The sequence below is a fragment of the Leisingera sp. M523 genome (genome assembly GCF_025141335.1).
GTDB lineage: Bacteria > Pseudomonadota > Alphaproteobacteria > Rhodobacterales > Rhodobacteraceae > Leisingera.
On sequence record NZ_CP081036.1, the window covers coordinates 1,453,078 to 1,478,932 of the forward strand.

The 25,855-nt window shown below is 62.1% G+C and carries 20 protein-coding genes and 1 tRNA gene; 12 read left to right on the forward strand and 9 right to left on the reverse strand.

The window, feature by feature from the left end:
* The first annotated feature begins 29 nt into the window (after positions 1–29).
* The 6 genes from K3557_RS07245 to K3557_RS07270 all read left to right on the forward strand — a co-directional run bounded on the left by K3557_RS07245 (position 30) and on the right by K3557_RS07270 (position 8,665).
* Complete coding sequence (locus K3557_RS07245) at positions 30–1,154, forward strand: NUDIX domain-containing protein (protein WP_259998787.1); 1,125 nt, start codon at positions 30–32, stop codon at positions 1,152–1,154.
* A gap of 67 nt (positions 1,155–1,221) precedes the next feature.
* Positions 1,222–2,256: a cysteine synthase A gene (locus tag K3557_RS07250; protein ID WP_259991741.1), complete on the forward strand. Its 1,035-nt coding sequence runs from the start codon at positions 1,222–1,224 to the stop codon at positions 2,254–2,256.
* Positions 2,253–4,721, forward strand: coding sequence for a DUF3772 domain-containing protein (locus K3557_RS07255; protein ID WP_259998788.1), 2,469 nt, complete (start codon positions 2,253–2,255; stop codon positions 4,719–4,721). The genes K3557_RS07250 and K3557_RS07255 overlap by 4 nt, the downstream gene beginning before the upstream one ends.
* Positions 4,708–5,433: an alanyl-tRNA editing protein gene (locus K3557_RS07260; RefSeq protein WP_259991745.1), complete on the forward strand. Its 726-nt coding sequence runs from the start codon at positions 4,708–4,710 to the stop codon at positions 5,431–5,433. The genes K3557_RS07255 and K3557_RS07260 overlap by 14 nt, the downstream gene beginning before the upstream one ends.
* Before the next feature lie 79 nt (positions 5,434–5,512).
* Positions 5,513–5,602 (forward strand) — tRNA-Ser (locus K3557_RS07265).
* Positions 5,603–6,430: 828 nt separating this feature from the next.
* A complete protein-coding gene (locus K3557_RS07270; RefSeq protein ID WP_259998790.1) occupies positions 6,431–8,665 on the forward strand; it encodes a Hint domain-containing protein in 2,235 nt (744 codons plus the stop codon).
* 95 nt (positions 8,666–8,760) lie between these two features.
* On the opposite strand, the gene K3557_RS07275 is transcribed toward K3557_RS07270, so the two are convergent.
* From K3557_RS07275 to K3557_RS07305, 7 genes are all read right to left on the reverse strand, one after another.
* On the reverse strand, positions 8,761–9,342 hold the full coding sequence (locus tag K3557_RS07275; RefSeq protein ID WP_259998792.1) for an NTP transferase domain-containing protein: 582 nt from the start codon (positions 9,340–9,342) through the stop codon (positions 8,761–8,763).
* 250 nt (positions 9,343–9,592) lie between these two features.
* Positions 9,593–12,022 (reverse strand): FAD-dependent oxidoreductase, encoded by a 2,430-nt coding sequence (locus K3557_RS07280; RefSeq protein WP_259998794.1) that lies wholly within the window; start codon positions 12,020–12,022, stop codon positions 9,593–9,595.
* Positions 12,023–12,130: 108 nt separating this feature from the next.
* On the reverse strand, positions 12,131–13,765 hold the full coding sequence (locus K3557_RS07285; RefSeq protein ID WP_259998796.1) for a hypothetical protein: 1,635 nt from the start codon (positions 13,763–13,765) through the stop codon (positions 12,131–12,133).
* A 13-nt stretch (positions 13,766–13,778) separates the two neighbouring features.
* Complete coding sequence (locus tag K3557_RS07290) at positions 13,779–15,089, reverse strand: HlyC/CorC family transporter (protein WP_259991755.1); 1,311 nt, start codon at positions 15,087–15,089, stop codon at positions 13,779–13,781.
* Positions 15,090–15,171: 82 nt separating this feature from the next.
* Positions 15,172–16,116 (reverse strand): site-specific tyrosine recombinase XerD, encoded by a 945-nt coding sequence (locus tag K3557_RS07295; protein WP_259998798.1) that lies wholly within the window; start codon positions 16,114–16,116, stop codon positions 15,172–15,174.
* A gap of 1 nt (position 16,117) precedes the next feature.
* Positions 16,118–17,635, reverse strand: a complete 1,518-nt coding sequence (locus tag K3557_RS07300) for a hypothetical protein (RefSeq protein WP_259998800.1) — start codon at positions 17,633–17,635, stop codon at positions 16,118–16,120.
* Positions 17,625–17,774, reverse strand: coding sequence for a hypothetical protein (locus tag K3557_RS07305; RefSeq protein ID WP_169730813.1), 150 nt, complete (start codon positions 17,772–17,774; stop codon positions 17,625–17,627). Before K3557_RS07305 ends, K3557_RS07300 begins: the two co-directional genes overlap by 11 nt.
* 81 nt (positions 17,775–17,855) lie before the next feature.
* Between K3557_RS07305 and K3557_RS07310 the strand changes: the two genes are divergently transcribed.
* A complete protein-coding gene (locus K3557_RS07310; protein WP_259991762.1) occupies positions 17,856–18,446 on the forward strand; it encodes a shikimate kinase in 591 nt (196 codons plus the stop codon).
* Positions 18,446–19,552, forward strand: a complete 1,107-nt coding sequence (aroB, locus tag K3557_RS07315; RefSeq protein ID WP_259998802.1) for a 3-dehydroquinate synthase — start codon at positions 18,446–18,448, stop codon at positions 19,550–19,552. The genes K3557_RS07310 and aroB overlap by 1 nt, the downstream gene beginning before the upstream one ends.
* Before the next feature lie 85 nt (positions 19,553–19,637).
* Here aroB and K3557_RS07320 read toward each other — a convergent pair whose 3' ends face one another.
* Entirely contained in the window at positions 19,638–21,851 is a 2,214-nt protein-coding gene (locus K3557_RS07320) for a methyl-accepting chemotaxis protein (protein ID WP_259998804.1), read from the reverse strand.
* Between the two features lie 164 nt (positions 21,852–22,015).
* Here K3557_RS07320 and K3557_RS07325 point away from each other — a divergent pair, with 164 nt between their 5' ends.
* Complete coding sequence (locus K3557_RS07325) at positions 22,016–22,234, forward strand: heme-binding protein (RefSeq protein ID WP_259998806.1); 219 nt, start codon at positions 22,016–22,018, stop codon at positions 22,232–22,234.
* Between the two features lie 71 nt (positions 22,235–22,305).
* Positions 22,306–22,965 carry an ankyrin repeat domain-containing protein gene (locus K3557_RS07330; protein ID WP_259998808.1) on the forward strand — a complete coding sequence of 220 codons (660 nt, stop codon included), beginning with the start codon at positions 22,306–22,308 and terminating at the stop codon, positions 22,963–22,965.
* A gap of 525 nt (positions 22,966–23,490) precedes the next feature.
* Here K3557_RS07330 and K3557_RS07335 read toward each other — a convergent pair.
* Positions 23,491–23,700 (reverse strand): hypothetical protein, encoded by a 210-nt coding sequence (locus tag K3557_RS07335; protein WP_259998810.1) that lies wholly within the window; start codon positions 23,698–23,700, stop codon positions 23,491–23,493.
* Between the two features lie 186 nt (positions 23,701–23,886).
* Here K3557_RS07335 and dusA point away from each other — a divergent pair, with 186 nt between their 5' ends.
* Together dusA and K3557_RS07345 are read left to right on the forward strand one after the other, a co-directional pair.
* Entirely contained in the window at positions 23,887–24,912 is a 1,026-nt protein-coding gene (dusA, locus tag K3557_RS07340; protein ID WP_259998812.1) for a tRNA dihydrouridine(20/20a) synthase DusA, read from the forward strand.
* Positions 24,913–24,998: 86 nt separating this feature from the next.
* Positions 24,999–25,853: a sulfite exporter TauE/SafE family protein gene (locus K3557_RS07345; protein WP_259998814.1), complete on the forward strand. Its 855-nt coding sequence runs from the start codon at positions 24,999–25,001 to the stop codon at positions 25,851–25,853.
* Positions 25,854–25,855: the final 2 nt, after the last annotated feature.

Here is a 25,855-nt window from a genome sequence, read left to right on the forward strand (position 1 = left end):
AACGTCTTCTTAACAACAGGTTGTAATCCGTGGCTGATCTCTTTTTCTTTGGCACGCTGCGCCATATCCCTTTGCTTGAACTGGTGCTGGGCCGCAGCGGTGCAGCGCTGAACGCGCAGGGTGCAAAATTGTCCGGCCATGGTGTCTATCAGGTGGTTGGCCAGCCGTTCCCAGCGATTGAGGCACGCGCCGGGGCCACGGCTGACGGCGTACTGGTACAGGACCTGTCGCCTGCCGATCTGGATGCGCTCAACTTTTACGAGGGCGGCTTCGGCTACGCGCTGAAACCGGTTTCGGTTCAGCTGGAGGACGGCAGCACCGCCCCGGCGGAGGTCTATTTCCCCGAACCCGGCCTGTGGCAAACCGCTGAGCCGTGGGATCTGGCGGCCTGGGTGCACAAATGGGGCGCGCTGTCCCTGCGCGCCGCTGAAGAGGTGATGTCTTATCACGGCCGCATGACCGCCGAAGAGGTGGCCCGCTGCTTCCCCTCGGTCCGCCGCCGCGCTGCCGCTTGGCTGGAGGCGCAGGCGCGTCCGGGTGATCCGGAGCATGACCTGTCAAAAGATGTGATCGTGCACAGCCACAACCGCGCCTACCTGAATTTCTTTGCGATGGAAGAAATGAACCTGCAGTACCGCCGCTTTGACGGCAGTCTCAGCCCGGTCATGGAACGCTCTGCCGCGATGGCAGGCCATGCGGCAGTGCTGCTGCCCTATGATCCGGTCCGCGATCAGGTGCTGCTGGTGGAGCAATTCCGCGCACCGCCCTTTATCATGGGCGAGGCGCACCCCTGGATGTGGGAGCCAGTCGCAGGCGTGATCGACCCCGGCGAGACGCCCGAGGACACCGCGATCCGCGAGGCGCAAGAGGAGGCAGGCGTCACTGTCCAGCGCCTGGAACCGGTGGCGCAGGTTTATCCGTCCAGCGGCGCACTGGCGGAATTCATTCATGTTTTCATCGGTATATCTGACCTTTCTGACGTCAATGGCGGCGGCGGTGTCGCCGGTGAGGGCGAGGATATCCGCAGCCAGGTCCTTAGCTATGACGAATTGATGCAGGGCGTGGATGCGCAGATCTATCAGGACATGCCGCTGGTCACTGCTGCACTGTGGCTGTCACGCCACCGTGAGCGGCTGCGCAACGCACCGTCCTGACTGCTTCGCGCCTTGTGAACGCCGGGGCGCTTAGTTACACCTTGGGGGAACGATCGAAAGGGATACCATGCGCATTGCACGCGATCTGGCTGATGCCATCGGCCACACACCTCTTATCCGCCTGAACCGCGTCAGCGAAGAGACCGGCTGCGAGATCCTGGGCAAGGCCGAATTCATGAATCCGGGCCAGTCGGTCAAGGACCGCGCCGCGCTCTATATCATCAAGGATGCCATTGCCCGCGGCGATCTGAAGCCCGGCGGCACCATTGTCGAAGGCACTGCCGGCAACACCGGTATCGGCCTGGCGCTGGTTGGCGCCTCGATGGGGTTCAAGACGGTGATTGTGATCCCGGAAACCCAGTCGGAAGAGAAGAAAGACATGCTGCGCCTGGCTGGCGCCCAGCTGGTCCAGGTGCCTGCGGCCCCTTACCGCAACCCCAACAACTATGTGCGCTATTCCCAGCGTCTGGCAGAGAAACTGGCCAAGAGCGAACCGAACGGTGCGATCTGGGCCAACCAGTTCGACAATGTGGCGAACCGCCAGGCCCATGTGGAAACCACCGGCCCGGAAATCTGGGAACAGACCAGCGGCAAGGTGGACGGCTTTGTCTGCGCGGTCGGATCCGGCGGCACTCTCGCCGGGGTGGCCGAAGCACTGCAGCCCAAAGGCGTCAAGGTTGGTCTGGCCGATCCGCTGGGGGCAGCTCTCTATTCCTTTTACACTACGGGTGAGCTGGCCTCCGAAGGCAGCTCCATCACCGAGGGCATCGGCCAGGGCCGGATCACCAAGAACCTGGAAGGCTTCACGCCGGACTTCAGCTATCAGGTTCCGGATGCTGAGGCGGTGCCTTATGTCTTTGATCTGCTGCACGAGGAAGGCCTGGTGCTGGGCGGGTCCTCGGGCATCAACATTGCCGGCGCCGTGCGTATGGCCAAGGACATGGGTCCGGGCAAAACCATTGTCACCGTTCTGTGCGACTATGGCACCCGCTACCAGTCCAAGTTGTTCAATCCGGATTTCCTGCGGGAGAAGAACCTGCCGGTGCCAGAATGGATGACCCACACGCCCGCGTCGATTCCAGGCGTATTTGAGGACGTATGACACCTATCATAACCGCTTTGCGGACTGCTTTGCTGGGGCTGGCCTTGATGGCCGGCCTCGCTTTGCCTGCGCTGGCTCAGCTGACTGCTGAATCCCGCGCCTATTATCAGGACTGGCTCAAGACCGCCAACCGTGCGGAAGAGGTCATCGACGCCAGACGGGCCTCCAGCGCCGCTATGGAAGCGCTGCGCAAAGAGCTTACCACCTACCGGCAGAATTTCCTGGCGGCGCGCACCGATAACGGCGACCGTATTCAGACGCTCGAAGGCCAGCTTGGCGCGCTTGGCCCGGCGCCCGGCGAGGGCGAGAGCGAGCCTGAGGATATCGCCCAGCTGCGCCGCTCGCTGGAACAGCAGCTGAAGGACCTCAAGGTTCCGCGTATCGTTTCGGAGGAGGCCTACAGCCGTGCCAACGGGCTGATCACCGAGATTGACAAGATCATCCGCGAGCGCCGCACCCGCAGACTGCTGGAACGCGGACCCTCGCCGTTCAACCCTGAAAACTGGGCAGGGGCGTTGCGTTCACTGACCCGCTCCGGCAGCTCCTTGTGGAACGAAACCGCCTCCAGGGCGGGCAGCGCCACCACGGCTGAACGGGTGCAGAACAGCCTGCCGGCTTTGCTATTGCTGCTGCTGATTGCGGCTTTGCTGGTGTTCCGCGGCCGGCCCTGGGCCCATGCGGCGGGCGATTACCTGCGCCAGTTCGGAAGCTCGGGCCGCGGTGTCTGGGGCTTTGTGGTCTCGCTGCTGGAGGTGATCCTGCCCTTTATCGGCATCATCTGCCTGACCGCAGCGGTGGACCTGTCCGGGGTGCTTGGCATCCGCGGATCGATCCTGCTGGACTATGTGCCCGGCTGGGCGCTGCTGCTGCTGTCGTTCCACTGGCTGGGCAACCAGCTGTTCTCCAGCCGCATCGAAAACGATCTGGTTCCGGTGCAAGAGGGGCGGCTGAATGAAACCCGGCTGATGGTCGATATTCTGGCGGTGATCCTGGTTCTGCAGGATGCGCTGACCCAGCTGGAAAACATCGACAGCATCCCGGCTGAGGCCCATGCGGTGGCCAGCTTCCCGCTGATTATGGGCGCGGCTCTGGTTCTGCTGCGCCTGCACCGGATCGGTGCCAAGCGCCGTCAGCAGCAAAGCAGCGATGAGACCGAAGACGACGGCGCCATTGCTGCCGGTGCCAACCGGATCATGAATCTGGTGCGCCGTGCCACCTATTTGCTGGGGTTTGTGTCGCCGGTGCTGGCGGCCTTTGGTTATGTGAACGCAGCTGAGGCGCTGATTTACCCCGCTGTGTCCACCCTGGCGCTGCTGGCCGCGTTGCTGGTGCTGCAGCGCTTCCTGGGCGACCTCTACGGCTGGCTTTCCGGCAAAGGGTCCGAGGCGCGGGACTCACTGTTTGCGGTGATGATCGGCTTTGTGCTGGCGGCTTTGGCCTTGCCGCTGGTGGCGCTGATCTGGGGCGCACGGATCGCAGATCTGACTGAGCTGTGGTCGCAGTTCCTGGAAGGGTTCCAGATCGGCGACACAAAGATCTCTCCAACCGCTTTCCTGACGTTTGCCGTTGTCTTTGCCGTCGGCTATGCGCTGACGCGGCTGGTGCAGGGCTCCTTGCGCAATTCGCTGCTGCCCAAGACCAAGATCGACCCGGGCGGTCAGAACGCGATCACCTCCGGCCTTGGTTATGTCGGCATCTTCCTGTCAGCGGTGATTGCCATCTCGATGGCAGGGCTGGACCTGTCGTCGCTGGCGATTGTTGCTGGTGCGCTGTCGGTTGGCATTGGCTTTGGCCTGCAGACCATCGTGTCGAACTTTGTGTCCGGCATCATCCTGCTGATCGAACGCCCGATATCCAAAGGCGACTGGATCGAGGTCGGCGGGCTGATGGGCTATGTGCGCGACATTTCGGTGCGCTCCACCCGGATCGAAACCTTTGACCGCTCCGACGTGATCGTGCCGAACTCGGACCTGATCTCGGGCACCGTTACCAACTACACCCGCGGCAACACCGTGGGCCGGGTGATTGTGCCGGTGGGCGTCGCCTATGGCACCGATCCGCGCAAGGTGGAGGCAATCCTGAACGAGGTCGCCAAGGCGCATCCGATGGTACTGCTCAACCCGGCACCCAGCGTGGTGTTTCAGGGCTTTGGCGCCGACAGTCTGGATTTTGAGATCCGGGCAATCCTGCGCGATGTGAACTGGGTTCTGTCGGTGAAATCCGACATGAATTATGAAATCTCAAAACGGTTCGACGAAGCAGGGATCGAAATCCCCTTCATGCAGCGCGACATCTGGATCCGTAACCCCGAGGCGCTGACCCCGGACAAACCGGCAACCTCTGCCGCGGCGTCCGCTTCCGCACCTGCTGGCGCACCCGCATCTGCTCCGCTGAAGCCGGATCTGGCGGATGTGCAGCAGGACCCCGAAGAAGATGCTGATGGAGATGCCGATGCCGACAAGTGACCTGCTATTCCGCAAGGACGCCTATGCCCGGATGACCGAAGCACTGGTGCTGGCCCATACGGAACAGGGCGGGCTGATCCTGGACCGGACCCTGTTCTACGCCACCGGCGGCGGCCAGCCTGGCGATAGCGGCCAGCTTTTGTGGGGTGATGGCCAATGCACCATTGCCACCACTGTCAAAGGTGAAGACGGCGCGGTGGTTCTGGTCCCGCATGAGGATGAACCATTGCCCGCCGAAGGCACTACGGTCACCCAGGTTCTGGACTGGGACCGCCGTTATGGCCACATGCGGGTTCACACTGCGCTGCATCTTTTATCAGTGGTGATCCCGCTGGAAGTGACCGGCGGCTCGATCAGCGCAGACAAAGGCCGGCTCGATTTCAACATGCCTGAGGCGCCCGCGGATAAACAGGCGCTGCAGGACCAGCTGCAGGCGCTCATTGACCGTGATCTTGAGGTGACCGAGGATTGGATCACCGATGCCGAACTCGACGCCAATCCGCAGCTGGTGAAAACCATGTCCGTCTCGCCGCCGCGCGGGGCAGGGCAGGTGCGGCTTGTCCGCATCGGCACCGCTGACCAGCAGATTGATCTGCAGCCCTGCGGCGGCACCCATGTGAAACGCACTGGTGAAATCGGCAAAATCCGCCTTGGCAAGGTGGAGAAAAAGGGCAAGCAGAACCGCCGCGTCTATCTGCATCTGGAGACTTGAAAAAGAATGCGGGCCGGAGTGCTTTTTTCCTATTTCGGCCCTTGCATTTCCCCCTGTGATCCTTCAAAAGCCCCCTCACGGAGAGGTGGCCGAGTGGTCGAAGGCGCACGCCTGGAAAGTGTGTAGGCGGGAAACCGTCTCCAGGGTTCGAATCCCTGTCTCTCCGCCATAACCCACATTGTCAAAGAACATCAGTTGCTTCAGGCATGGCTTAGTAGGCAAAGAAAAGTACGTTGCAGCGGCTGTTCTTGCATCAGGGGCAGGCCGGTCAGCGGACAGATGCCGGCGGATTGAATAAACTCTTCAGCGTTATTTACTTTTCCGCACGGCTGCGATGACCTTCCGCATAGGCCGTCTGATTCGAAAGATCTGCCCGGCATTCCGGCCGCATTGAGAAACAAACTTTGCAAACGGCAAGGATTGAAATCAATTCCACGCCATTTCCCTTAGGGCAGCTTGCTGAGGGAGCGGAAAACCGGTGGTGCCGCCGTATTTTACCCTTGTTTCGGATTTGGCAACAATACCACTCCTTCAAACAACGAGTGCGGGAAATTTGTGCTGGAAGTGCAAGTTTGGCCCTCGGATTGTATCCGGTTTCCGAGACAATCATCATAATCCGGCAATGGCTTACGCTGTCTCAATTGCCCCGAATGGCGGAATGGGGGGAATTTTAGGCAATTTTTTGGCTTTGTGGCCGGAGGTACCTAACGTATGCATGTTCTAGCCCATTGGGGGGGCGAGTTCTGCGAGCTGCTGGACTGTGGTGGACTGCTAAAATTTAGCTTAAGTCCCTGGGCTGCTGATGCCTGCATACCACTGATCTAAGAGCTTTTGCTTATCGGCTGTGCGCTGTTCCGGCGTGCACTCCAGAGCGTTTGCGCGTTCTGGCCCTCTCTCCGCTTGGGCTGGTGTTTTGACTGCGAAGTTCCGCATGGCTGTGCGGCTGTCCGGCTGGCCCGAACGGTGGGTTTGGGGCCAGACCGGTGAGGAGAGAGTGATGGCGAAGAGTACCGATATGCCGAATGCGGCCTTGAACGGAATTGTTGAGGGAACCTCGGGGGATGACCTGATCAACGCGGATTACACCGGCGACCCGGAAGGCGATATGGTTGATAACGCCGATGCCACCGGCCCGGCGGCGGGGCCGGATGATGATGTCATCATCGCAGGCAGCGGCAATGACAGCATCTATGCCGGCTCCGGCGATGATACTGTCGACGGCGGCAGCGGCGATGATCTGATCCTGGGCGATGGCGTTTCCGGCAGCAATGAACCGGTCAAGATCACCATCTCCTCGACCAGCGCGGCCTTCCAGAACAAGGTCTTTGCCTACACCATCGATCCGTCGACCGGCGAGATCAGCAATGTCGTGATGCTGTCGCAGAATGCAAATGCAGATGTCGGCGAGACTTTTAGTTACGATGCGCCCGAAGGTGCCTTTGTCGGCGTCGGCATCATCAGCTCGCATGGCACCTATTACTCGTCCGGCTATGGCGCCAACGCCGGCCTGAACACGGACGGGCTGGACCACACCAAAGGGATCTTTGAATTCCCGGACGGCTCGGTTCAGCTGGGGTTCGAAGATACGCGCAACCTTGGCGACAATGATTTCAATGACGTGAAGCTGGTCATTGACCTGGGCAGCTCCGGCACAACGCTCGACAACGCGCATTTCGACTACTCATCGGATCCTTCTGATCCGGTTGTACCGGGCGACGACAGCCTGACCGGCGGCGAAGGCGACGACACCATTCTTGGCGGCGGCGGCGACGACACCATTGACGGCGGCGACGGCTCCGACTCGGTTGAGGGCGGCGACGGCGATGATGTCATCGACACCTCCAAGGACAGCGGCATCCCGCTGCCGGACCGCGGCTTTCCGGGCTACACCGGCACCGATCCCGACATTCCTTTTATTCCGGCGGATGCCGATCCGTTCGACGACCGCGATACTGTTCTGGGCGGCGCCGGCAATGACACCATCTCTACTGGGGATGACGCTGACCTGATCGACGGCGGCTCGGGCATGGACGTGATTGATGGCGGCATCGACGATGACACCATCGACGGCGGCTCTCAGGCAGACGTTCTGACCGGCGGCGAAGGCTCCGACATCCTGCTCGGCGGCGGCGGCAGCGACACCATCTATGGCGGGCTGAACCCATCCTTCCCGGATGGGCTGAACATCACTGATGATGGCAGCGATGGCCGCCCGGCGGATCCGGACCCGACCAACGGCATGGACACGATTGACGGTGGATCGGGCAATGACCTGATCTTTGGCCAGGACGACGACGACGACATTTCCGGCGGCTCGGGCCATGACACCATTGATGCCGGTATTGATGACGATATCGTTCGCGGCGGGGCGGGCAATGACCTGATCACCGGCGGCCAGGGCGCCGATACCCTGTCCGGCGGCGCCGGGCGCGATACCTTCCTTGGCGGCAATGCCGGCGACGAAGTTGACGGCGGCTCGGGCGGCGACGATTTCGACACCCTGGACCTGACTGGCAGCGGCCCGTTTGAACTCAGCGGTGTCACCGTTGACGCGGATGGCAACAGCATCTCGGGGACCGTCAACTTCCTTGATGGCGACGGGGCTGTGACCGGCTCCATGACGTTTGGAGAGATTGAGCAGATCATTCCCTGCTTCACGCCTGGCACGCTGATCGCCACGCCGCTGGGGGAACGCCGGGTCGAAGATTTGCAGGCCGGCGACCGGGTGATCACCCGCGACAACGGCATTCAGGAAATCCGCTGGATCGGTACCCGCAGGCTGCAGGGCCGGGAGCTGCACAGCGCCGCGCATTTGCAACCGGTACTGATCCGCCAGGGCGCCCTGGGCAATGGCCTGCCGGAGCGCGACATGATGGTCAGCCCCAATCACCGGGTGCTGGTCGCCAACGACAAGACGGCGCTGTATTTCGAGGACCGCGAGGTTCTGGTGGCGGCCAAGCATCTGACCGGGCTTACGGGGGTCGACACGGTAGAGACCACCGAGGTGACCTATATCCATTTCATGTTCGATCAGCATGAGGTTGTGCTGTCCGATGGCGCCTGGACCGAGAGCTTTCAGCCCGGCGATCAGTCCCTGCGCGGGCTGGACAACGCGCAGCGCAACGAATTGTTCGAGCTGTTCCCGGACCTTAAGTCGGAGAAGGGCCGGGCGGCCTATTCCGCGGCACGCCGGTCGTTGCGGAAACACGAGGCGCATCTGCTCGTGCATTGAGAGATGCTGCTGCTGTTTTGGGGGAAACGGCAGAGAAGAGCAAAGCGCAGGAAGGCAGGGTCTTGTGCCCTGCCTTCTCTGCATTTGCGGGGGTGTCAGCGATGCAGGCGCCAAGCGGCCCAGTCTTCGGGCGTGTCCAGATCAGTCACCGCATGGTTCTTTGGCAGCGGCACCATCTGCACCGGTTCGGATGTCAGGAGGCTGCGGGCGCCCTGATCCCCGTTAAGGGTTTTCAGCGCAGCAAAGCAGCGGCGCGGAAACAGCACCGGGTGGCCCTGGATGCCGTCCTCGGAAGCGGCGCGCAGGACGGGGCTGTCCGCACCGTGAAAATGCGCAGCCAGATGCAGCATGTCCTGGGTTGTGATATCCGGCATGTCGGCGGGCAGGATCATCACCGCGTCAGTCACATTCGGCAGGGCCGCGATACCGCAGCGGATCGAGGCGGCCATGCCTTCATCCGCGCCGGGCACCGGGACCGGGATCGCGCTGCCGGTTGCGGCCGCACGGGGATGGGTTTCGCGGGGCAAGGTCACAAACACCGGCAGCCCGGTCAGCGCGGCGCGGCGGCACATCAGGGACAGAAGGGGCTGGCCGTCCACATCCTCCATCAGCTTGTCGCGGCCTTGCATCCGTGACGAGGCGCCGGCAGCGAGCAGGAGAATGGTGATGGCGGTCATGCAACCCGGTCCTTGGTTCTTGGCCGCAATGGCGGATGCCTCCGGCGGGAGTATTTTTGCAAAGAAGAAGGGCGGGGGCCAGTGAAAGCCGCATAGGTCAGCAGGGTTGACCGAATGTTTCGCGCGCGAAACATTCGGGTGTGGCCATTGACCTATGTGTTGCGCGGGTTTCGCGGCGTCAGCGTGCGCTGCTGTGGCAACAGGGCGGATTCAGGTCAGGCGGGCTGACCTGAATCCGGTGCTTTTGGCCTCAGCCGCGCATCCGGGCGCCGTCTGCGTCAAACACCGGCTGGGTGATCAGGCGGGCCTTGTACATCTTGCCGAGGATTTCGATCTCCACTTCCAGGTTTTCCTTGGCTGTCCCCGTGGGGACAAACCCCAGCGCGATGGATTTTTGCGCATGGTGCGAATAGCCGCCGGAGGTGCAGAAGCCCACGACTTCGCCGCCGAGCCAGATCGGCTCATAGGCAACCACATCGGCGTCGTCTGCTTCGACCTCGAAGGCGCAGAGCTGGCGCGCGGGGCCTGTGTCGCGCTCGGCTTCGGCTGCCGCGCGGCCGATGAAATCAACGGGTTTCTTGAAGGAGATGAAGCGGTCAAGCCCGGTTTCTGCCGCCGTATAGTCGGGTGAGAACTCGCGCAGCCAGGAGCCGAAGAATTTATCCAGGCGCAGCGACATCATCGCCCGCATGCCGAAGGGTTTCATGCCGTGCGGCTGGCCTGCATTCCAAAGAGCATCCCAGAGGGCACGTTGCGAAGGCAGGTTGCAGTAGATTTCATAGCCCAGATCGCCGGTGTAGCTGACGCGCTGCACGATGGAGTCGGCCATGCCCACAGTCAGGCGGCGCACATCCATGAAGCGCATGTCAGAGATATCGGTCCGGGTGCAGGCCTGCAGCACCTCGCGCGCTTTGGGGCCTGCGATCTGGAAGCCGTTGCGGGTGTCGGAAATGTTTTCCAGGGTCACGCCATCGTCCAGGTTCTGCAGGAACCAGCGCATGTGGTAGGCTTGGCTGCCGTAGGAGGCGGTGAGCTGGAATTCTTCTTCCGCCCCGGATTTTCCAAGACAGGAGATAGTGAAATCCCCGATCAGGCGGCCTTTGGGGGACAGCATCGGGGTCAGCGACAGACGGCCCGGTTTCGGCACCCGGCCGGCCATGATGCGGTCGAGCCAGGCGCGGGCACCCGCACCTTTGATCAGGTATTTGCCGAAGTTGTGGACCTCGTTGATGCCGACGGCTTCGCGGACCGCTTTGACTTCGCGCGCAGTGGCATCGAACGCATTGGAGCGGCGGAAGGACGGGGTCTCATAGCGCGGCTCATCGCCTGTAGCGAAGTAGTTCGGGACCTCCATACCGTATTGCGCGCCCCAGACCGCGCCCATACCATCAAAGATGTCGTACATCGGGGTGGTACGGAACGGGCGGGCAGCGGGCAGCTCCTCGTTCGGATAGGCGATGGAGAATCGTTTCTGATAGTTCTCAATGACTTTCGGGCGGGTGTAGCCCGGGGTAATCCAGCCGCCGAAGCGGGCGCAGTCCATCGCAAAAGTGTCGCGCTCGCATTCGCCGTTGATCATCCACTGGGCCAGCATCAACCCGACGCCGCCGCCCTGGCTGAAACCGGCCATGACGGCGCAGGCGGACCAGTAGTTGCGCATTCCGGGCACCGGGCCGACCAGCGGATTGCCGTCCGGGGCAAAGGTGAAGGGGCCGTGGATCACCGATTTCACGCCAGCAGCCTCCAGCGCGGGGAAGCGTTTGTAAGCAAAGTTGATGGAGTCCTCGATCTTGTCGAAGTCGTCCTGCAGCAGCTCATGCCCGAAGTCCCAAGGCGTGCCGTCCACGGCCCAGGGTTTGCAGGGCTGCTCGTAAAAGCCGATGCAGAGGCCGCGGCCCTCCTGGCGCAGATAGCTTTCGCCGGCCGGGTCCATCACATGCGGGTGCTCGCCGCCGCCGTCGATGATTTCGGCGATCATCGGCACCTCGTCGGTGACGATGTACTGGTGCTCCATCGGGTGCAGGGGCATGTAGACGCCGGCCATGGCGCCGACCTCGCGCGCCCAGAGGCCGCCTGCGTTGACCACATGTTCGGCGTGGATGGTGCCCTTGTTGGTCACTACATCCCAAGTGCCATCGGGGCGCTGGTTGGTTTCAACCACTTTGCAGTGGGTTTCAATTGTGGCGCCGCCCATGCGGGCAGCCTTGGCATAGGCGTGAGTGGTGCCGGAGGGGTCGAGGTGGCCGTCAAGCGGATCATAAAGCCCGCCGATGATGCCATCCACGTTGGTGACGGGCGCGATTTTCTTGATTTCTTCGGGGGAGACAATTTCGGTCTCCAGCCCCATAAAGCGGTGTTTGGCGCGTTCCGCTTTCAGCATGTCGAAGCGTTCCTGGGTTTCGGCCAGGGTGACGCCGCCGACGTGGTGCAACCCGCAGGACATGCCGGTGATGGCTTCCAGCTCTTTATACAGCTTGATGGTGTAGCCCTGAAGCGCCGCCATGTTGGTGTCGCCGTTGAGCGTATGAAAACCGCCCGCCGCATGCCAGGTGGAGCCTGAGGTCAATTCCGAACGTTCGATCAGCATGACGTCGGACCAGCCGAGCTTGGTCAGGTGATACAGAACTGAGCAGCCGACGACGCCGCCGCCGATAACTGCCACGCGGGTAGTGGTTTTCATGTGGGCCTCCCTGAATAGGTGTTGCCCGCATTCTGTACAGAAGTGAACAGTAGTCCAGCAGAAAAACGGCACCGTATGCCGCTTACAGGCAGCCAGGCTGCGGTTTCGTTACTCGGAAGTGCGGAAGCGGCTGTTTTGAATGACAAATATTGCGGTGAGCGGCGCCAGGAGGAGGATTACTCCAACGGTGATCAGCAGTAAGCCCAGCTGGGAATAATCGGCTGGGGTGGTGATAATGCCTGACGAATCTGTCACCTCGCGGGTCACTTGGAAGATTTCGTTCAGGTATTTGGTGCCGAGACTGGAGGCCGACAGCGCTAGATTGGTAAAGGAGGCCATGACCGCAAAGAAGGTGGCTTTCAGCCCCGAGGGCGCGTTGCGGGCGATCCAGGCGAGCATCGGGATCATCGCGACCTGGCCCAGCGGGGATTCGACGGCGGTGTCGACCATGGCGATGAAGCGGGCGTCGACCACGCCGCCGGTTATCGCGGCGGTCCAGTGGTGGGCGCCGTAATAAAGCGCGATGTTGGGTAGGCTGAGGACGGCCTCGGTGATCGCCAGAAAGGCGACAATAAAGGCTATCGGGCGGCTGGCCATCATCGGGCGGAAGATCAGCATGCCCGCCAGGGTCAGTAGCGAGGTGATCAGGGCCAGGACTGACAGGAACTGCTGGTCGAACCCCAGCACGTCGATTTCGAACCAGGTTGCGCCGGGACCGCGGAGCGGCGTGGCGCGGTAGACGAAGATGATGATGGCGGTGCCGATCAGGGCGCGGGCTTGGTCGGTGGGCAGCACCGCAACCAGCTGGCGCATCAGGAACAGCACGATGGCCATGGATCCACCAAAGACGATTTCCTGCGAGTAGGGGACGTCGCCGAGGCCCACGGCCAGGGAGAGTGCGACGAAGGCGCCGCCGCCGATGAAATACCAGTGGTTCGGGGTGACCGGTTCTCGTGGGAGGTCTATGCGGCTGCGGATTTCGGTTTCGGCCAGGCCTTGGCGGCGTAGCCGGGTGGTTTTACGCCACTTTTGCCAGATCGCCAGTGCCACGCCGGACAGGGAAATCACCGGGATCAGCAGAGCGAGGGTGAAGACAAAACCGTAGAGTGCGCCCTTGTCCGCTTGCGGCAGGGCATCGGCGCCGTCGAACAGCGCGACATTCAGCGCGGCAGCGGCGCTGGAACCGCCGATCAGCGCGATACGGCCAAAGGTCTGCATGGTTGTGTGCAGGGATTTGGTTTCAGCCTCGGGCAGGGGGCAGCCGTGATCATCCGTGTGGGGCACGGCCTCGACCGACATGGCGTCGGCCACCACATCCTGCAGCACATATCCGCAAGGGGCCAGCAGCGCGGCGGTGACATACCAGGCGCCCAGCGGCATCACGGTGCCCATCACCACAGGTTCCAGCACAATGGCCGCAAGGATGCCATAGCTGCCGGCCATCAGCCCGGCCCCCAGCAGGATCAGCAGGTATTTCCAGCGCCAGATCAGATCGACCAGATGCCCCAGCGGCATCTTCAGGGCCCAGGGCAGGCCGACCCAAAATGCCAATCCCGCCAGAAAAGCGGCGGAAAAGTCCAGGTATTCCTTAACAAAAAACGACGCGGTGACGGTGGTGATGCCCTGCGCGCCATAGGCGAAATAGATCAGCAGCGGCGGCAGGAAGGACCAGCGCAGCTGGCGGAACAGGTCCAGGATGATGCTGTCGAACCAGCCCCAGGCCAGCACCGCCGCACGGGTCATGCGTGGATCCCGGTCACGATAAGGGCCGGATCTTGAGGCCGGTCACCCGGTTGCCTTCGCGCTCGGTCACTTCAAAGCGGAACCCATGGAAGGAGAACACCTGGCCTGTGGTCGGAATCATCTGCGCCTCGTGGATGACGAGGCCGGCAATGGTATTGGCCTCCTCATCGGGCAGGTTCCAGTCGGTGGCGCGGTTCAGGTCGCGGATGGTGGTGACGCCATCGACCAGATAGGATCCATCTGTGGTTTTCTTGACGATGCTTTCCTCGTCGGGATCGAATTCATCGGTGATCTCGCCGACGATTTCTTCCAGAATATCCTCCAGCGTGATCAGCCCCTGCAGCGCGCCGTATTCATCCACCACCAGCGCAAAATGCGAGCGCATCCGCAGGAACTGGCGCATCTGCTCGTCCAGCGTGGTGGTTTCGGGCACAAAATACGGGGCCTTGGCGACCCCGGAGATGTCAAAGAACTTGAGCTTGCCTGCATCGCCGTCCGCACCGCCGGCTTGTTCATACATCGCCCGGAACAGGTCCTTGGCGTGAACCACGCCGATAATGTTTTCCTGCTCGCCGCGAAACACCGGCAGCCGGGTATGCGGGCTTTGCAGGCATTGCTCCAGGATAGTGTCCGGCTCGGCGTTGGCGTCGATCATCTCGATATGGGAGCGGTGCAGCATGATTTCTTCGACAAAGCGGTCGGAAAGATCCAGCGCGCCCAGAATGCGGTCGCGGTCCTCTTTTTCGACCACACCTTCGGAGTGGCCCAGATGCAGCGCGCCCGCAATTTCCTCGCGCACCGCCATGATGTGGCTGTCGGGATCGATCCGCACGCCGAAGACAAGCAAGACACCACGCACCAGCAGCCGGACCAACCCCACCACCGGCGCCAGCAGGGTGACAAGCACGCCAATCACTGGCGCTACGGCCGCGGCGGCTTTTTCGGCGTTGGAAATGGCATAAGTCTTGGGCAGCACCTCGGCAAAGACCAGCACCAGCACGGTCATCACCAGGGTCGCTAGGGCGACGCCGCTTTCGCCAAACGCCCGGGTAAACAGGGCGGTCGCCAGCGACGTGCCCAGAATGTTGACAAGGTTATTGCCCAGCAGGACCGAGCCGATCAGCTTTTCGCTGTCCTCGGTCACGCTGAGCGCCCTTTGCGCCCCATGCGAGCCTTTATCGGCCTGGCTGCGCAGTTTCCCGCGCGAGGCGGCGGTCAGCGCAGTTTCCGAGCCGGAGAAGAAACCGGACAGGACAAGCAGCAGCACGATGGCCCCGGCAGTGGTCCAGAAGGCGCTGTCGAGTACGGTGGAGGCAGTGTCCATGAGAGGTCCAGAGATCCGGTCAGTTGAAGGTTCGCTGCATTTATGGGGGTTTGCCGCAGGCGCTTCAAGTTCTAGCGGCGCGTCAGCGCGTATCCTTGGCCAGCGGGTGATGCTCCAGCACCAGTTCCTGCAGGCGGGCGTCCAGCACATGGGTGTAAATTTCGGTGGTGGCGATGTCGGCGTGGCCGAGCAGCGCCTGGATTGCGCGCAGGTCGGCGCCATTGGCCAACAGATGCGTGGCAAAGGCGTGCCGCAGCGTGTGCGGCGTGACCTTGTCCGGAGACACGCCGCCGGTGACCGCCAGTTCCTTGATCAGCAGATAAAAGCGGTGCCGGGTCAGGTGGCCGGACTTGCCGCGGGAGGGGAACAGGAAACGCGAGGCGGGCTTGCCCTTTGCTACATGCGCTGCCTCGGTATCGTCGCGGGTGGCCAGCCAGACGGCCAGCGCGTCGCGTGCGGGCGGCGACAGCGGCACCATGCGCTCCTTGCCGCCCTTGCCCATGATCAGCAGCATCCGCGGGTCGCCGCGGGCGGCGGAAACCGGCAGCGAGACCAGCTCGGTGACCCGCATTCCGGTGGCATAGAGTAGCTCCATCAAACAGGTGTTGCGCAGCCGGTCTGCGGTGCTGCGGCCGGTTTGGCGCGCGGCATCCAGCAGGCGGTCGACCTCGATGACCTCCAGTGTTTTGGGCAGGCGTTTTTCACGTCCAGGGCCGCGGATCTGGATTGCCGGATTGTCTTCGCGCCAGCCTTCCTCAAACGCAAAGCGGTAGATCTGCTTGGCCGCCGACAGCCTGCGCGCCCGGGTGGACCGCGCCAGTCCTTGCGCGTCGCAGTTGATCAGATAGGCCTCGATGTCGTCCTGGCGGGCTGTCAGGAAACCCAGGGTGCGGTGTTCCAGCCAGGCGGTCAGGTCCTTAAGGTCGCGGCCATAGGCCAGAAGCGTGTTCTGCGAGGCGCCCGCTTCGGCCGCCTGGGCGTCGAGGAAGGTTGAGATCCATTGGAAATTGTCCCGGGGGGGCGCCATATCACTGATGCTCCAGCAGCATCAGCTGCAAGGCAGCGCGGCGGGCGGTGTCCTCCAGCCCGACAGCCCGGAACGCGGCCAGCGCCGCGGTCAGGTCGCCCAGATTGCCGTCGGCACCTTGGGCAAACAGCACCATGCTGCGCAGGATCGCTTCGCCCAGCTGGCCGTTGTTCAGTATTTGCCGGATCGCGGGCGGCACCGGGGCCGTTGTGTCAAACCCCAATGCTATGGCTTTTGCCATTGGCGACGGGGCGGCAGCGTCACCAGGCCGGCCCTGGGCCAGGGCTGCCAGGAACGGATCATTTGCGCCGGCGGCCTGGGCATCATGCGCGGCCAATTCATAAGACGGCGACAACAGGCGGATGCGCCAGGCCAGCGCGGCGGTCCGGCCGCTCAGGCCTGCCCGCGCCAGCGGCTCGCCAAAGAGGTCGGCAAACACGGTTTCAGTGCCCGCCTGTTGCATCGCATCCCAGGCGCGGGGCAGCGAGCGGGCAATGGCGTCTGCGTTGCCGGAGCCAAGGTCGCTTTCCAGCTGCTGAACCGCTGCAACCCGGTCCCAGATCCCGCCGGAAGCGGCGGGTTTACGGGCGCTGAACAGGCCAAGATACTGATTGGGGTTGAGCGCCCCGGCACGGGCCAGCCGCTCTGCCGCCTCCAGCTGCGCCTTCCAGCCGGCAATGTCGCGCAGATCGGCCGCGGCAAAGGCCGGCGGCAAGGGCGCGGTGGGCATCGCTTCGCCAATGGTCTCGAACAGGCGGAAGGTCAGCGGATCCGGATCCGACGGGCGGCGCAGCGGCGGCGCCTGCTCAAATAGATCGGGGTTCAAAAAACGGTCAAGAAGCTGCATCTGGTTTTCGGGCAGCAGCTCCAGCGCGTGGGCAGTTTCCATCATCAGTGCTGCCGTGGGCCAGTCGCTGCGCCGCGCCGCGCAAAAGATCCTGGCCGCGTAGCTGTCCGACAGATGCGGCGAGGCGGTGAGGGCAGCGCAGGAAGCGTCCTCGCTGCCGGTCAAAAGGGTGGCGTCAAACCAGCGCGTGAAACGGTCCTTGCTGTCCGTGGGGCCTGCATGTTCAACCAGCGCCTGGGAGGGATCCGTGGCCCCCAGCGCCAGCAGCCGATCCAGCCGGGCCAGCAGAATCCGGTCGCCTGCTGCGGACGGCGGCCGGGATTCCGACAGCAGCAGGGTGAACAGCAACGCCTGCATCGCCGGGCTGCCGCGCACTGGAACGGTTTCAATCAGATGGGTCACATCATCGGCAGCGCTGCCGCGCCACAGATCGGCCGGCAGGCCGGTTGCCGAGGCCGGAACCAGCCCGATGGGCGGCACCAGTGTTTCCAAAGGTGTGACCGAAACGGACGGAAATGCAGCCGTGCCTGCCACTGGCGGCTCCAGCAGCACTGTGCCGGGCAGCCCGTTGCGCGGCTGCGGCTGGTTCAGCCAGTCAATCGCCGCCAGGGGTTCATTTGCAAGCGCACTGCCCGCCATCACCACCCCGGCGGCAGCCGCCCTAATCCGCATTCAGCACCACCGGTTTGCGCACCTCGGTGCTGGGCGCGCGGAAATCCGCACCGAACCAAGGCCCCACATAGGCATAGCCCACCAGCCCGATAGCCGCCAGAACCGCCAAATAGACCAGATACTTAATCAATCGCCCCATGATATATCCAAAGCCTGTTTCCTGCTCTTTTGCCCAAGTTATATATTCCCTTTTCCGCAAGATCACGTCATTCACTGAAGAATGAGCGAAAAAGAGCAAAGCAGCGGCCAGAAGGCAGCAGGCCCGGTGCCGGGGAAGTTGAAGAAGACCATCGTGATGGTGGGCATGATGGGCGCCGGCAAGACCGCCGTGGGGCGGGCGCTGGCGGCCCGGCTGGATGTGCCTTTCCTGGACAGCGACCATGAAATCGAGGCCGCTGCCAACATGACCATCCCTGAGATATTTGCCCGCGACGGCGAGCCGTTCTTCCGCCAAAAAGAACGGCAGGTGATCGCGCGCCTGCTGGAGGAGGAACGCGGTGTCCTGTCGACGGGCGGCGGCGCTTTCCTGGCAGAAGAAAACCGCAATGTGATAACCGCCAAAGGGGTCTCGGTCTGGCTGCAAGCCGATCTGGAGGTTCTGTGGAACCGGGTGCGCCACCGCGACACCCGGCCGCTGCTGCGCACAGCCGACCCGCGTGCGACCCTTAGCGGCCTGTACCGCGACCGGGTGCCGCTTTATGCCAAGGCGGATCTGACCGTTGTCTCAGATGGCCAGGCGGCAATTGAAACCATGGTTGACCGGGTGCTTGAGGCCTTGCAGGCACGCCCCGATGTATTGGAGTGGACATGATGGAACGCAGGGTTCACGTGCCTCTGGACGGGCGGGCCTATGATGTGGTGATCGGCCCCGGGTTGCTGGCGCAGGCGGGGGAGCGGATCAAACCGTTGCTGAAGCGGCCGCAGGTGGCGGTGCTGACAGACGAGACCGTGGCGGAAAAGCATCTGGAGGGTTTGCGCGCCGGGCTGGCAGCCGCAGGTGTTGAGATGACCGCGCTGGCGCTGCCGCCGGGCGAGGCGACCAAGGGCTGGCCGCAGTTCACCCGCGCGGTGGAATGGCTGCTGGAGCAGAAGGTCGAGCGGGGCGACGTGGTTGTGGCCTTTGGCGGCGGTGTGATCGGCGACCTGGCTGGATTTGCCGCTGCGGTGCTGCGCCGGGGCGTGCGGTTTGTGCAGATCCCGACCTCGCTCTTGGCGCAGGTCGACAGCTCGGTCGGCGGCAAGACCGGCATCAATGCGCCCCAGGGCAAAAACCTGATCGGAGCCTTTCACCAGCCCGCGCTGGTGCTGGCCGATACATCCGTTCTGGAGACCCTGACGCCGCGCGATTTCCTGTCCGGTTACGGCGAGGTGGTGAAATACGGGCTGCTCGGGGACGCCGGATTTTTTGCCTGGCTCGAAGAACACGGTCCCGCTCTGGCCGAGGGCGACGTCGCAGCGCGGGTTGAGGCCGTGGCGCGTTCGGTGCAGATGAAGGCGGATATTGTCGTGCGCGACGAAACCGAGCAGGGCGACCGGGCGCTGCTGAACCTGGGCCATACCTTCTGCCACGCGCTGGAGGCGGCCACCGGGTATTCCGGCCGGCTGCTGCATGGCGAAGGCGTGGCCATCGGCTGTGCCCTGGCGTTTGAGCTGTCGGCCAAGCTGGGGCTGTGTTCCCAGGAGGATCCCAGCCGGGTGCGGGCGCATCTGAAGGCGATGGGCATGAAGACCGATCTGGCCGACATTCCGGGCGATCTGCCGGGGGCAGAGGTGCTGCTGGATCTGATGGGACAAGACAAAAAAGTTGTTGCCGGTCAGCTGCGGTTTATCCTGGCCCGCGGCATCGGCGAGGCGTTTGTAACGGGAGACGTTCCGCCGGAAACGGTGCTGGAGGTGCTGCGCGGCGCCGGGGCCTGAACCCGGAAAACAATACCGCAAAGCAATTAGGGCAGCCGCAGAGGCTGCCCAATTCATTAACATCTTAACTCCGGTCCTTAGCGGATCAGGCTGCGGCGCTGCTGCCAAAATCCTGATCTTCCCAGTCGTCGGCATCAAAATCGATCGCCGCCACTGGAGGCGCATAAGCCTCCGGACCACCCAGCGCGTTCTGAGCCGGATCAACCTCGCCGACGGCAAACTGCTGGACCAGCTCGCGCAGTTCCTGGGCCTGCTCGGACAGTGAGGTGGTTGCAGCAGTGGTTTCCTCGGCCATGGCGGCATTTTGCTGTGCCATCATTTCCAACTCGCCAACGGCGGTGTTGACGTCGCCCATTTGCGACGACTGCTCCTTCATATTGCTGGCAATCTCAATGACAAGACCGGAAATTTCGGCGACTTGGTCGTTTACCTCCGCCATTGCAGTGCCGGCTTGGTCCACCAGTGCAGCGCCGTTCTTGACCTGTTCCGAACTGCGTGCAGTCAGCCCGTCAATCTGCTGGACTGCATCGGCGCAGCGCTGCGCCAGCATCCGCACCTCGCTGGCGACCACCGCAAACCCGCGGCCTGCTTCGCCGGCGCGGGCGGCCTCGACCCCGGCATTCAGTGCCAGAAGATTGGTTTGGAACGCGATATCCTGAATCACCTTGGTGATCTGCGAGATTTCCTGTGAGGACTCCTGCAGTTTGTCCATGGCGACAATGGTATCCTTGACCACCGCATCACAGGATTTAACCCCGTTCTGGGCGCTGTCCGCCAATTGTTCCGCCCGGCCGGCATTGTCTGCCGACTGCTGAACATTGGCGGTCAGCTCGCTGATCGAATGGGTGGTTTTCTCCAGCGTTGCCGATTCCGCTTCGGTGCGGTGGGCCAGGTCCATTGAGGCTTCGGCGATGGATTTGGTGCTTTCATCCACACTGCTGGTCAGTTCGCCGATGTTGGAGATTGATACGCTCAGCGCCTGCAGCGAGTCGTTCATATCCATCCGGATCGATTTGAACTCTTCCGGGAAGAACTCTTTGATCGGCTTGTCCAAACGCTTGTGCTGGAGGTCCATCAGCGCTTCGCCGATGCGGCGCGCAACAGTCATGACTTCTTCGCGGCGCTGCTTTTCCTCCTCCATACGCTCTTCCTGTTTGCGCTGGGTCACAGTGCGCAGATCCACCACATTGCGGGCCACCGTACCAATCTCGTCCCGGCGGTTTGCACCTGGCACGTCAACGTCTGTTTCGCCGCTGCCCAGTTTCTTCAGCGCGCCATTCAGAACCGACAGGCTCTTGGTCATGTCGCGTGCGATGAGCACGCTAAGGCCCAAAACCGCAACCAGAAGCACGCCGGTGAACACTGCCATTTCCGCCAGCAGAAACTTGTTGTCCGCATCGAATCCGGCCATGTCCCGTTCCAGGTGCTCGATCAGGATCCTCTCTTTTTTCTGGAGCACCTTCAGCGCTTTGCTGGCTGCTTCAAACCACTGTTCAGCCGTCATTTCCGTCCGGGCTCCGCCGTTTAGGATGCCTTTACGGACGTCCTCGAACTTTGTCATCTCAGGCGAGGTGAACAGCCCCTTCACGGTTTCGCGGTCCTCCGCAGTTGCAAAGCCCATGAACATCGACAGACGTTCCTTGAACACTTCATGATAGGCGACAAAGGTCTCCCGGTCGGCCGGTTTCCAGCCATGCTTGAAGCCGACAGCGCCGGCAGCCCGTTCCAGCCCGGCGGCATCAATTGCGCGCATGAAGAAGGACAGCGCGACGGCCTCCTGCGAGATCACCGGATTGTCAATGGATTGTGCCAGCGACAGCCCGGTTTGAATGAGGGCCGCGTTCAACCCCGTATAGTAGGTCAGGGTCCGCTTCAGCGAGAGCGTGTGCCCGTCGATCTTACTGCGGATGTCTTTTTTCTTGGCCAGTTCGGCCCGGGCAAATTGGATGGCCTGCACTGCCTCAATCGGGAGGAGGGATTTATCAATGTGACTGATCTCGGCCAGATAGGCCTCCATCGCGGTATTGTTTTGCAACCGGACCTGGACCAGTTTGTCCGGCGCAGTGGTGGCAGAGCTTTCCAAATAGGAGGCGCTGAGGCCACGCTCCAGTTGCAAGTTGTGAACAAGGCTGCTCATATGCTCGATCACTTCGCCGGCCTCGGCCGTGTTGATCTGCGCGTTTTTGTTCAGCTGAAGCAGTGTCTGCCCCATGAACCACAGTGAGAGCATCAGCGGGGCAGCCACCAGAATGGCGATCTTTGTTTTGACCGGCAGATGCCCTAGAAATCGCATACTCATAGTCTGAATCCTTGCTGCAAAAATACGGTTAGTTGAATTCAGCATATTCGATATGTCTTAATATTTGCCTATTGCACTAACCGCGGGCTGCCGCGCAGGCAGCGGGCTGATATGCTGGCGCCGGCGCACATCCGCTGCCCGGCAAAGCGTTTACTTTGGCGTCAATGGGGCGCGGCACTGCAGGTTTGGCCAATTTTATTGGCGAGAACCCGCAGCATGATGGCCTGCGCCATATGAACAGCCGTATGGTCATCCAGGGCAGTGGCCTGTCCATCAGGATCGGTGGCGCGCTGGTTGGCGGCATCGGGGTTGGTGGCGCACCTGGCGGCCACCTGGACGAAGCCTGCGCACGCGCCGGGCTGGATGCAATCGGCGCCGAATGACCGGAGCGCAGCCTGCCACTCAGGTAGCAGGTGCCCTTACGACATAGAGGTCTGATATGATGAAATGTGTTTTGGCTCTGCTCCTGAGCGTCTTTTCCGCTTCGGCGCAGGCGCAGACTGCTCCCTCAGGGGCCGAGATCGCCAGCTATCGGGGATTGCATCGCGCCGCCCATACCGGAGATCTTGTGGAGATTGCCCGCCTTATCGCGGCGGGCGCCGACCTTAATGCCCAGGACCGCCGGGGCCGCACTCCCGCCCATGTCGCGGCCTACGCTTCACACGATGACGCCCTGCGCGCCTTGGCTGAGGCGGGGGGCGACATGAATGCTCTGGAGGGGCAGGCTTACGACGTGGTGACCATTGCTGCGGTGAACGACGACCCTGAACTTATGTCGCTTGCCATCGAACTGGGCAATGACCCGGGGCTTACCACCAGCCCCTATGACGGCACCGCTTTGATTGCCGCCGCCCATTTGGGACATGTCGAGGTGGTCCGCCGCCTGATCGATGCGGGTGCACCGCTTGATCATGTCAACAACCTGGATTGGACCGCCCTGATTGAGGCCGTGGTTCTGGGCGATGGAGGATCAGATCACCAGGAGGTCGTCCAACTGCTTGTGCAAGCCGGTGCAGATCAGAGCATAGGCGACCGCGACGGTGTCACACCAATTCAGCACGCCAAGGCGAGGGGGTTTGAGCAGATCGTTTCCATTCTGTTGCCCCGCAATTGATATTTCGCAGCGCCCTGCAACCTGTTCTTGCAACGAAGCGCAATAGATGGGCGACAGCAGCATCGCTTCACCAAGATGAAAATCAGCGAGTTCTGCAAGGAGTCCGGTGCCGCTGGCCAAAATGGAAGTTGTTCCCTGTTCAGATATTTGCACCCATGTTCATATGGGGAAGTGTGAAACTAAACTTCGGACTTTGATGGATGGGGCAGGGCGGCTCTGAAACCCCTTATTTTATTGGGGGTCTGGAGTAGTGTCAGATTTTGTAGCACTGGTTGCAGCACCAAGTTTCGTAGCTGAGGCTTGGATTGTGTTTTTGTAACACAGATCAGACGCAGATTCGCGACCAAAACCCCAGAACGTAAAGCCTTCTGATGGAGTTGATAAGCTTCCCCGGCAGATCGGAAATCAATGCATCCTGACCCTAGCGGTGGCCCAAATGTCCACTTCGCGTTGGGTGATTTCAATATTGGCCTTCAAAAGTACATAGCCGGCCTGTTTGAGAAAAAAAGTTGAGCCTGCTGACCCTTACCCAACGTGCAGGATCTCACTTAGGGGCACGTTGCTTGTGCGCATGGCTCTCAGGCTTTCACAAGGCAGGCCGAGTTGAATCGTCCCCCTTTTAATATTTCGCTCAAGGGCCTCAGGTTCGATCCCGAAGTAGTCCTTGGGCATTTGTCGGAATGGGATTTCTTCACACCCATCATGGCTGGCCAACAGCAACATCAGTGTGGTCATGGGTGTCTCAATGCCCCCTCAGCTTCAGCTCTTTCTCGGCGGCAGGGTAGTGGTCCGGCAGTGCTCGAAATGGGGCGCTGGAACTTGGGGCGAAAAAAGTGCTACACGGCGCCGTCGGTGCTACATTCTGTAGCACTGCACTCAAAAACGGGGCTAAATCGGGCCGGAACGGGGAAAACGGTGAAGATGGTGAATTCGAAAAACCAGGAAAAATCAGGGTTTTCGGACGTTCGGCGTGCTGCACGCCTTTCCATCGCGCCGATGATGGATTGGACGACGTCCGATTGCAGGTATCTGCACCGGCTTTTGAGCCGGGAGGCGCTGCTGTACACCGAAATGGTGACCGCGCCGGCACTGGTGCGCGGCGGGGCGTTGCATTTGCTGGACTTCAATACCGCCGAACATCCCGTTGCTTTGCAGCTTGGAGGGTCTGACCCGGACGAACTGGCAGAAGCCGCGCGGCTGGGCGAACAGGCGGGGTATGACGAGATCAACCTTAACTGCGGCTGCCCCAGTGACCGGGTGCAATCCGGCGCCTTTGGTGCGGTGCTGATGCAGACCCCGGAACTGGTGGCAGATTGCGTCGCAGCGATGCAGGCAGCTGTGAAGGCTGAAGTCACTGTCAAATGCCGCATTGGTGTCGATGAGCAGGAGCCGGAAGAGGTGCTGCCGGACTTCCTGGACAAAATCCGCGCGGCGGGCTGCCAGCGGGTGACAATCCACGCTCGCAAGGCTTGGCTGAAGGGGCTTTCTCCTAAGGAAAACCGGGACATTCCACCCTTGGATTATGATCTGGTGCACCGGATGAAGGCGGCGTTTCCTGATCTGCATATCTCGATCAACGGCGGTATTGCGACGCTGGCCGAGGCCAAGGCGCATCTGGACCGCGGTCTGGACGGGGTGATGGTGGGCCGTTCGGCCTATCACCAGCCGGCCGGGGTTCTCTGTGCTGCGGACCCGGAGATTTTCGGGACGGGTTCTGTAAGCGATCCTGCGGAGGCGGTGATGCTTATGCTGCCTTACATCGAAGAACGGCTCGGCGACGGCGCTAAGCTGAACCAGATCACCCGGCATATGCTGGGGCTGTTTGCCGGCCGCCCCGGCGCGCGGCAATGGCGGCGGATGCTGTCCGAGGGGGCCTGCCGCGCCGGGGCCGGGCCGGAACTGGTGGAACAGGCGCTGGCGCAGGTTGCGGACCGCGCGGCTGCATGACGCGGCGGCTCGCTGGCTATCGACTTGTGCAAGCGGATTGCGGCGGCTAACCCTTTGCCGGTGAAGCCAGCCCTGAGGTGCCCTGCATGACTGATCCTGCCCTGACCGCCGCCCTATTGCCAGCGCCTGCGCTGCTGATGCAGATGGCAGGGCTGCTGCTGGTGATCGGCGCATTCGCCGGGGTTCTGGCAGGGCTATTGGGGGTTGGCGGCGGCATCGTGCTGGTACCGGGCTTTTTCTATGCCTTTCAAACACTTGGATATGGCGGCGATCAGCTGATGCAGATCTGCCTTGCGACCTCACTGGCGACCATTATCGTGACCTCTCTGCGCTCGGTTCTGAGCCATAACAGGAAGGGCGCGGTGGATTGGCAGATTCTGCGCAACTGGGGCTTTGGCATTGCGCTGGGGGCAATCGTCGGCGTTCTGGCAGTGTCCTCCTTGCGCTCCACCGTGCTGCAAGGGGTGTTTGGCGGGATGGCACTGGCGATCGGCTGCTACCTGGGGCTGGGTCGCGCCGACTGGCGGCTGTCTGAAGCCATGCCTAAGGGGGCCAAGCGGCTTATGCTGTCTCCCTTGGTCGGGTTCCTGTCGGTGCTGATGGGCATCGGCGGCGGCAGCTTTGGAGTCCCTTTGATGACCCTGCACGGGGTGGCGGTGCATCGGGCGGTGGCGACCGCCGCAGGCTTTGGCGTGATCATTGCGGTGCCGTCGGTCGCGGGGTTCCTGCTGTTGGATCTGGACCCGGCCACGCGGCCTCCGTTCACCGTCGGGGCCGTTAATCTGGTGGCGTTTTTCATTGTGATCGCGATGACGCTGATCACCGCGCCCTGGGGCGTGAAGCTGGCCCATGCAATGGATCCCAAACCGCTGAAGCGGGTGTTCGGGGCCTTTCTGGTGCTGGTGGGGCTCAACATGCTGCGCAAGGCATTTGGATATTGAAG

Bases quoted from the DNA above. Each gene is read 5' to 3' on its own strand.
- K3557_RS07250 (WP_259991741.1), top strand. From the start codon at position 1,222: ATGCGCATTGCACGCGATCTGGCTGATGCCATCGGCCACACACCTCTT.
- K3557_RS07255 (WP_259998788.1), top strand. From the start codon at position 2,253: ATGACACCTATCATAACCGCTTTGCGGACTGCTTTGCTGGGGCTGGCC.
- K3557_RS07260 (WP_259991745.1), top strand. From the start codon at position 4,708: ATGCCGACAAGTGACCTGCTATTCCGCAAGGACGCCTATGCCCGGATG.
- K3557_RS07270 (WP_259998790.1), top strand. From the start codon at position 6,431: ATGGCGAAGAGTACCGATATGCCGAATGCGGCCTTGAACGGAATTGTT.
- K3557_RS07275 (WP_259998792.1), bottom strand. From the start codon at position 9,342: ATGACCGCCATCACCATTCTCCTGCTCGCTGCCGGCGCCTCGTCACGG.
- K3557_RS07280 (WP_259998794.1), bottom strand. From the start codon at position 12,022: ATGAAAACCACTACCCGCGTGGCAGTTATCGGCGGCGGCGTCGTCGGC.
- K3557_RS07285 (WP_259998796.1), bottom strand. From the start codon at position 13,765: ATGACCCGTGCGGCGGTGCTGGCCTGGGGCTGGTTCGACAGCATCATC.
- K3557_RS07290 (WP_259991755.1), bottom strand. From the start codon at position 15,089: ATGGACACTGCCTCCACCGTACTCGACAGCGCCTTCTGGACCACTGCC.
- K3557_RS07295 (WP_259998798.1), bottom strand. From the start codon at position 16,116: ATGGCGCCCCCCCGGGACAATTTCCAATGGATCTCAACCTTCCTCGAC.
- K3557_RS07300 (WP_259998800.1), bottom strand. From the start codon at position 17,635: ATGCGGATTAGGGCGGCTGCCGCCGGGGTGGTGATGGCGGGCAGTGCG.
- K3557_RS07305 (WP_169730813.1), bottom strand. From the start codon at position 17,774: ATGGGGCGATTGATTAAGTATCTGGTCTATTTGGCGGTTCTGGCGGCT.
- K3557_RS07310 (WP_259991762.1), top strand. From the start codon at position 17,856: ATGAGCGAAAAAGAGCAAAGCAGCGGCCAGAAGGCAGCAGGCCCGGTG.
- aroB (WP_259998802.1), top strand. From the start codon at position 18,446: ATGGAACGCAGGGTTCACGTGCCTCTGGACGGGCGGGCCTATGATGTG.
- K3557_RS07320 (WP_259998804.1), bottom strand. From the start codon at position 21,851: ATGAGTATGCGATTTCTAGGGCATCTGCCGGTCAAAACAAAGATCGCC.
- K3557_RS07325 (WP_259998806.1), top strand. From the start codon at position 22,016: ATGGGGCGCGGCACTGCAGGTTTGGCCAATTTTATTGGCGAGAACCCG.
- K3557_RS07335 (WP_259998810.1), bottom strand. From the start codon at position 23,700: ATGACCACACTGATGTTGCTGTTGGCCAGCCATGATGGGTGTGAAGAA.
- dusA (WP_259998812.1), top strand. From the start codon at position 23,887: ATGGTGAATTCGAAAAACCAGGAAAAATCAGGGTTTTCGGACGTTCGG.
- K3557_RS07345 (WP_259998814.1), top strand. From the start codon at position 24,999: ATGACTGATCCTGCCCTGACCGCCGCCCTATTGCCAGCGCCTGCGCTG.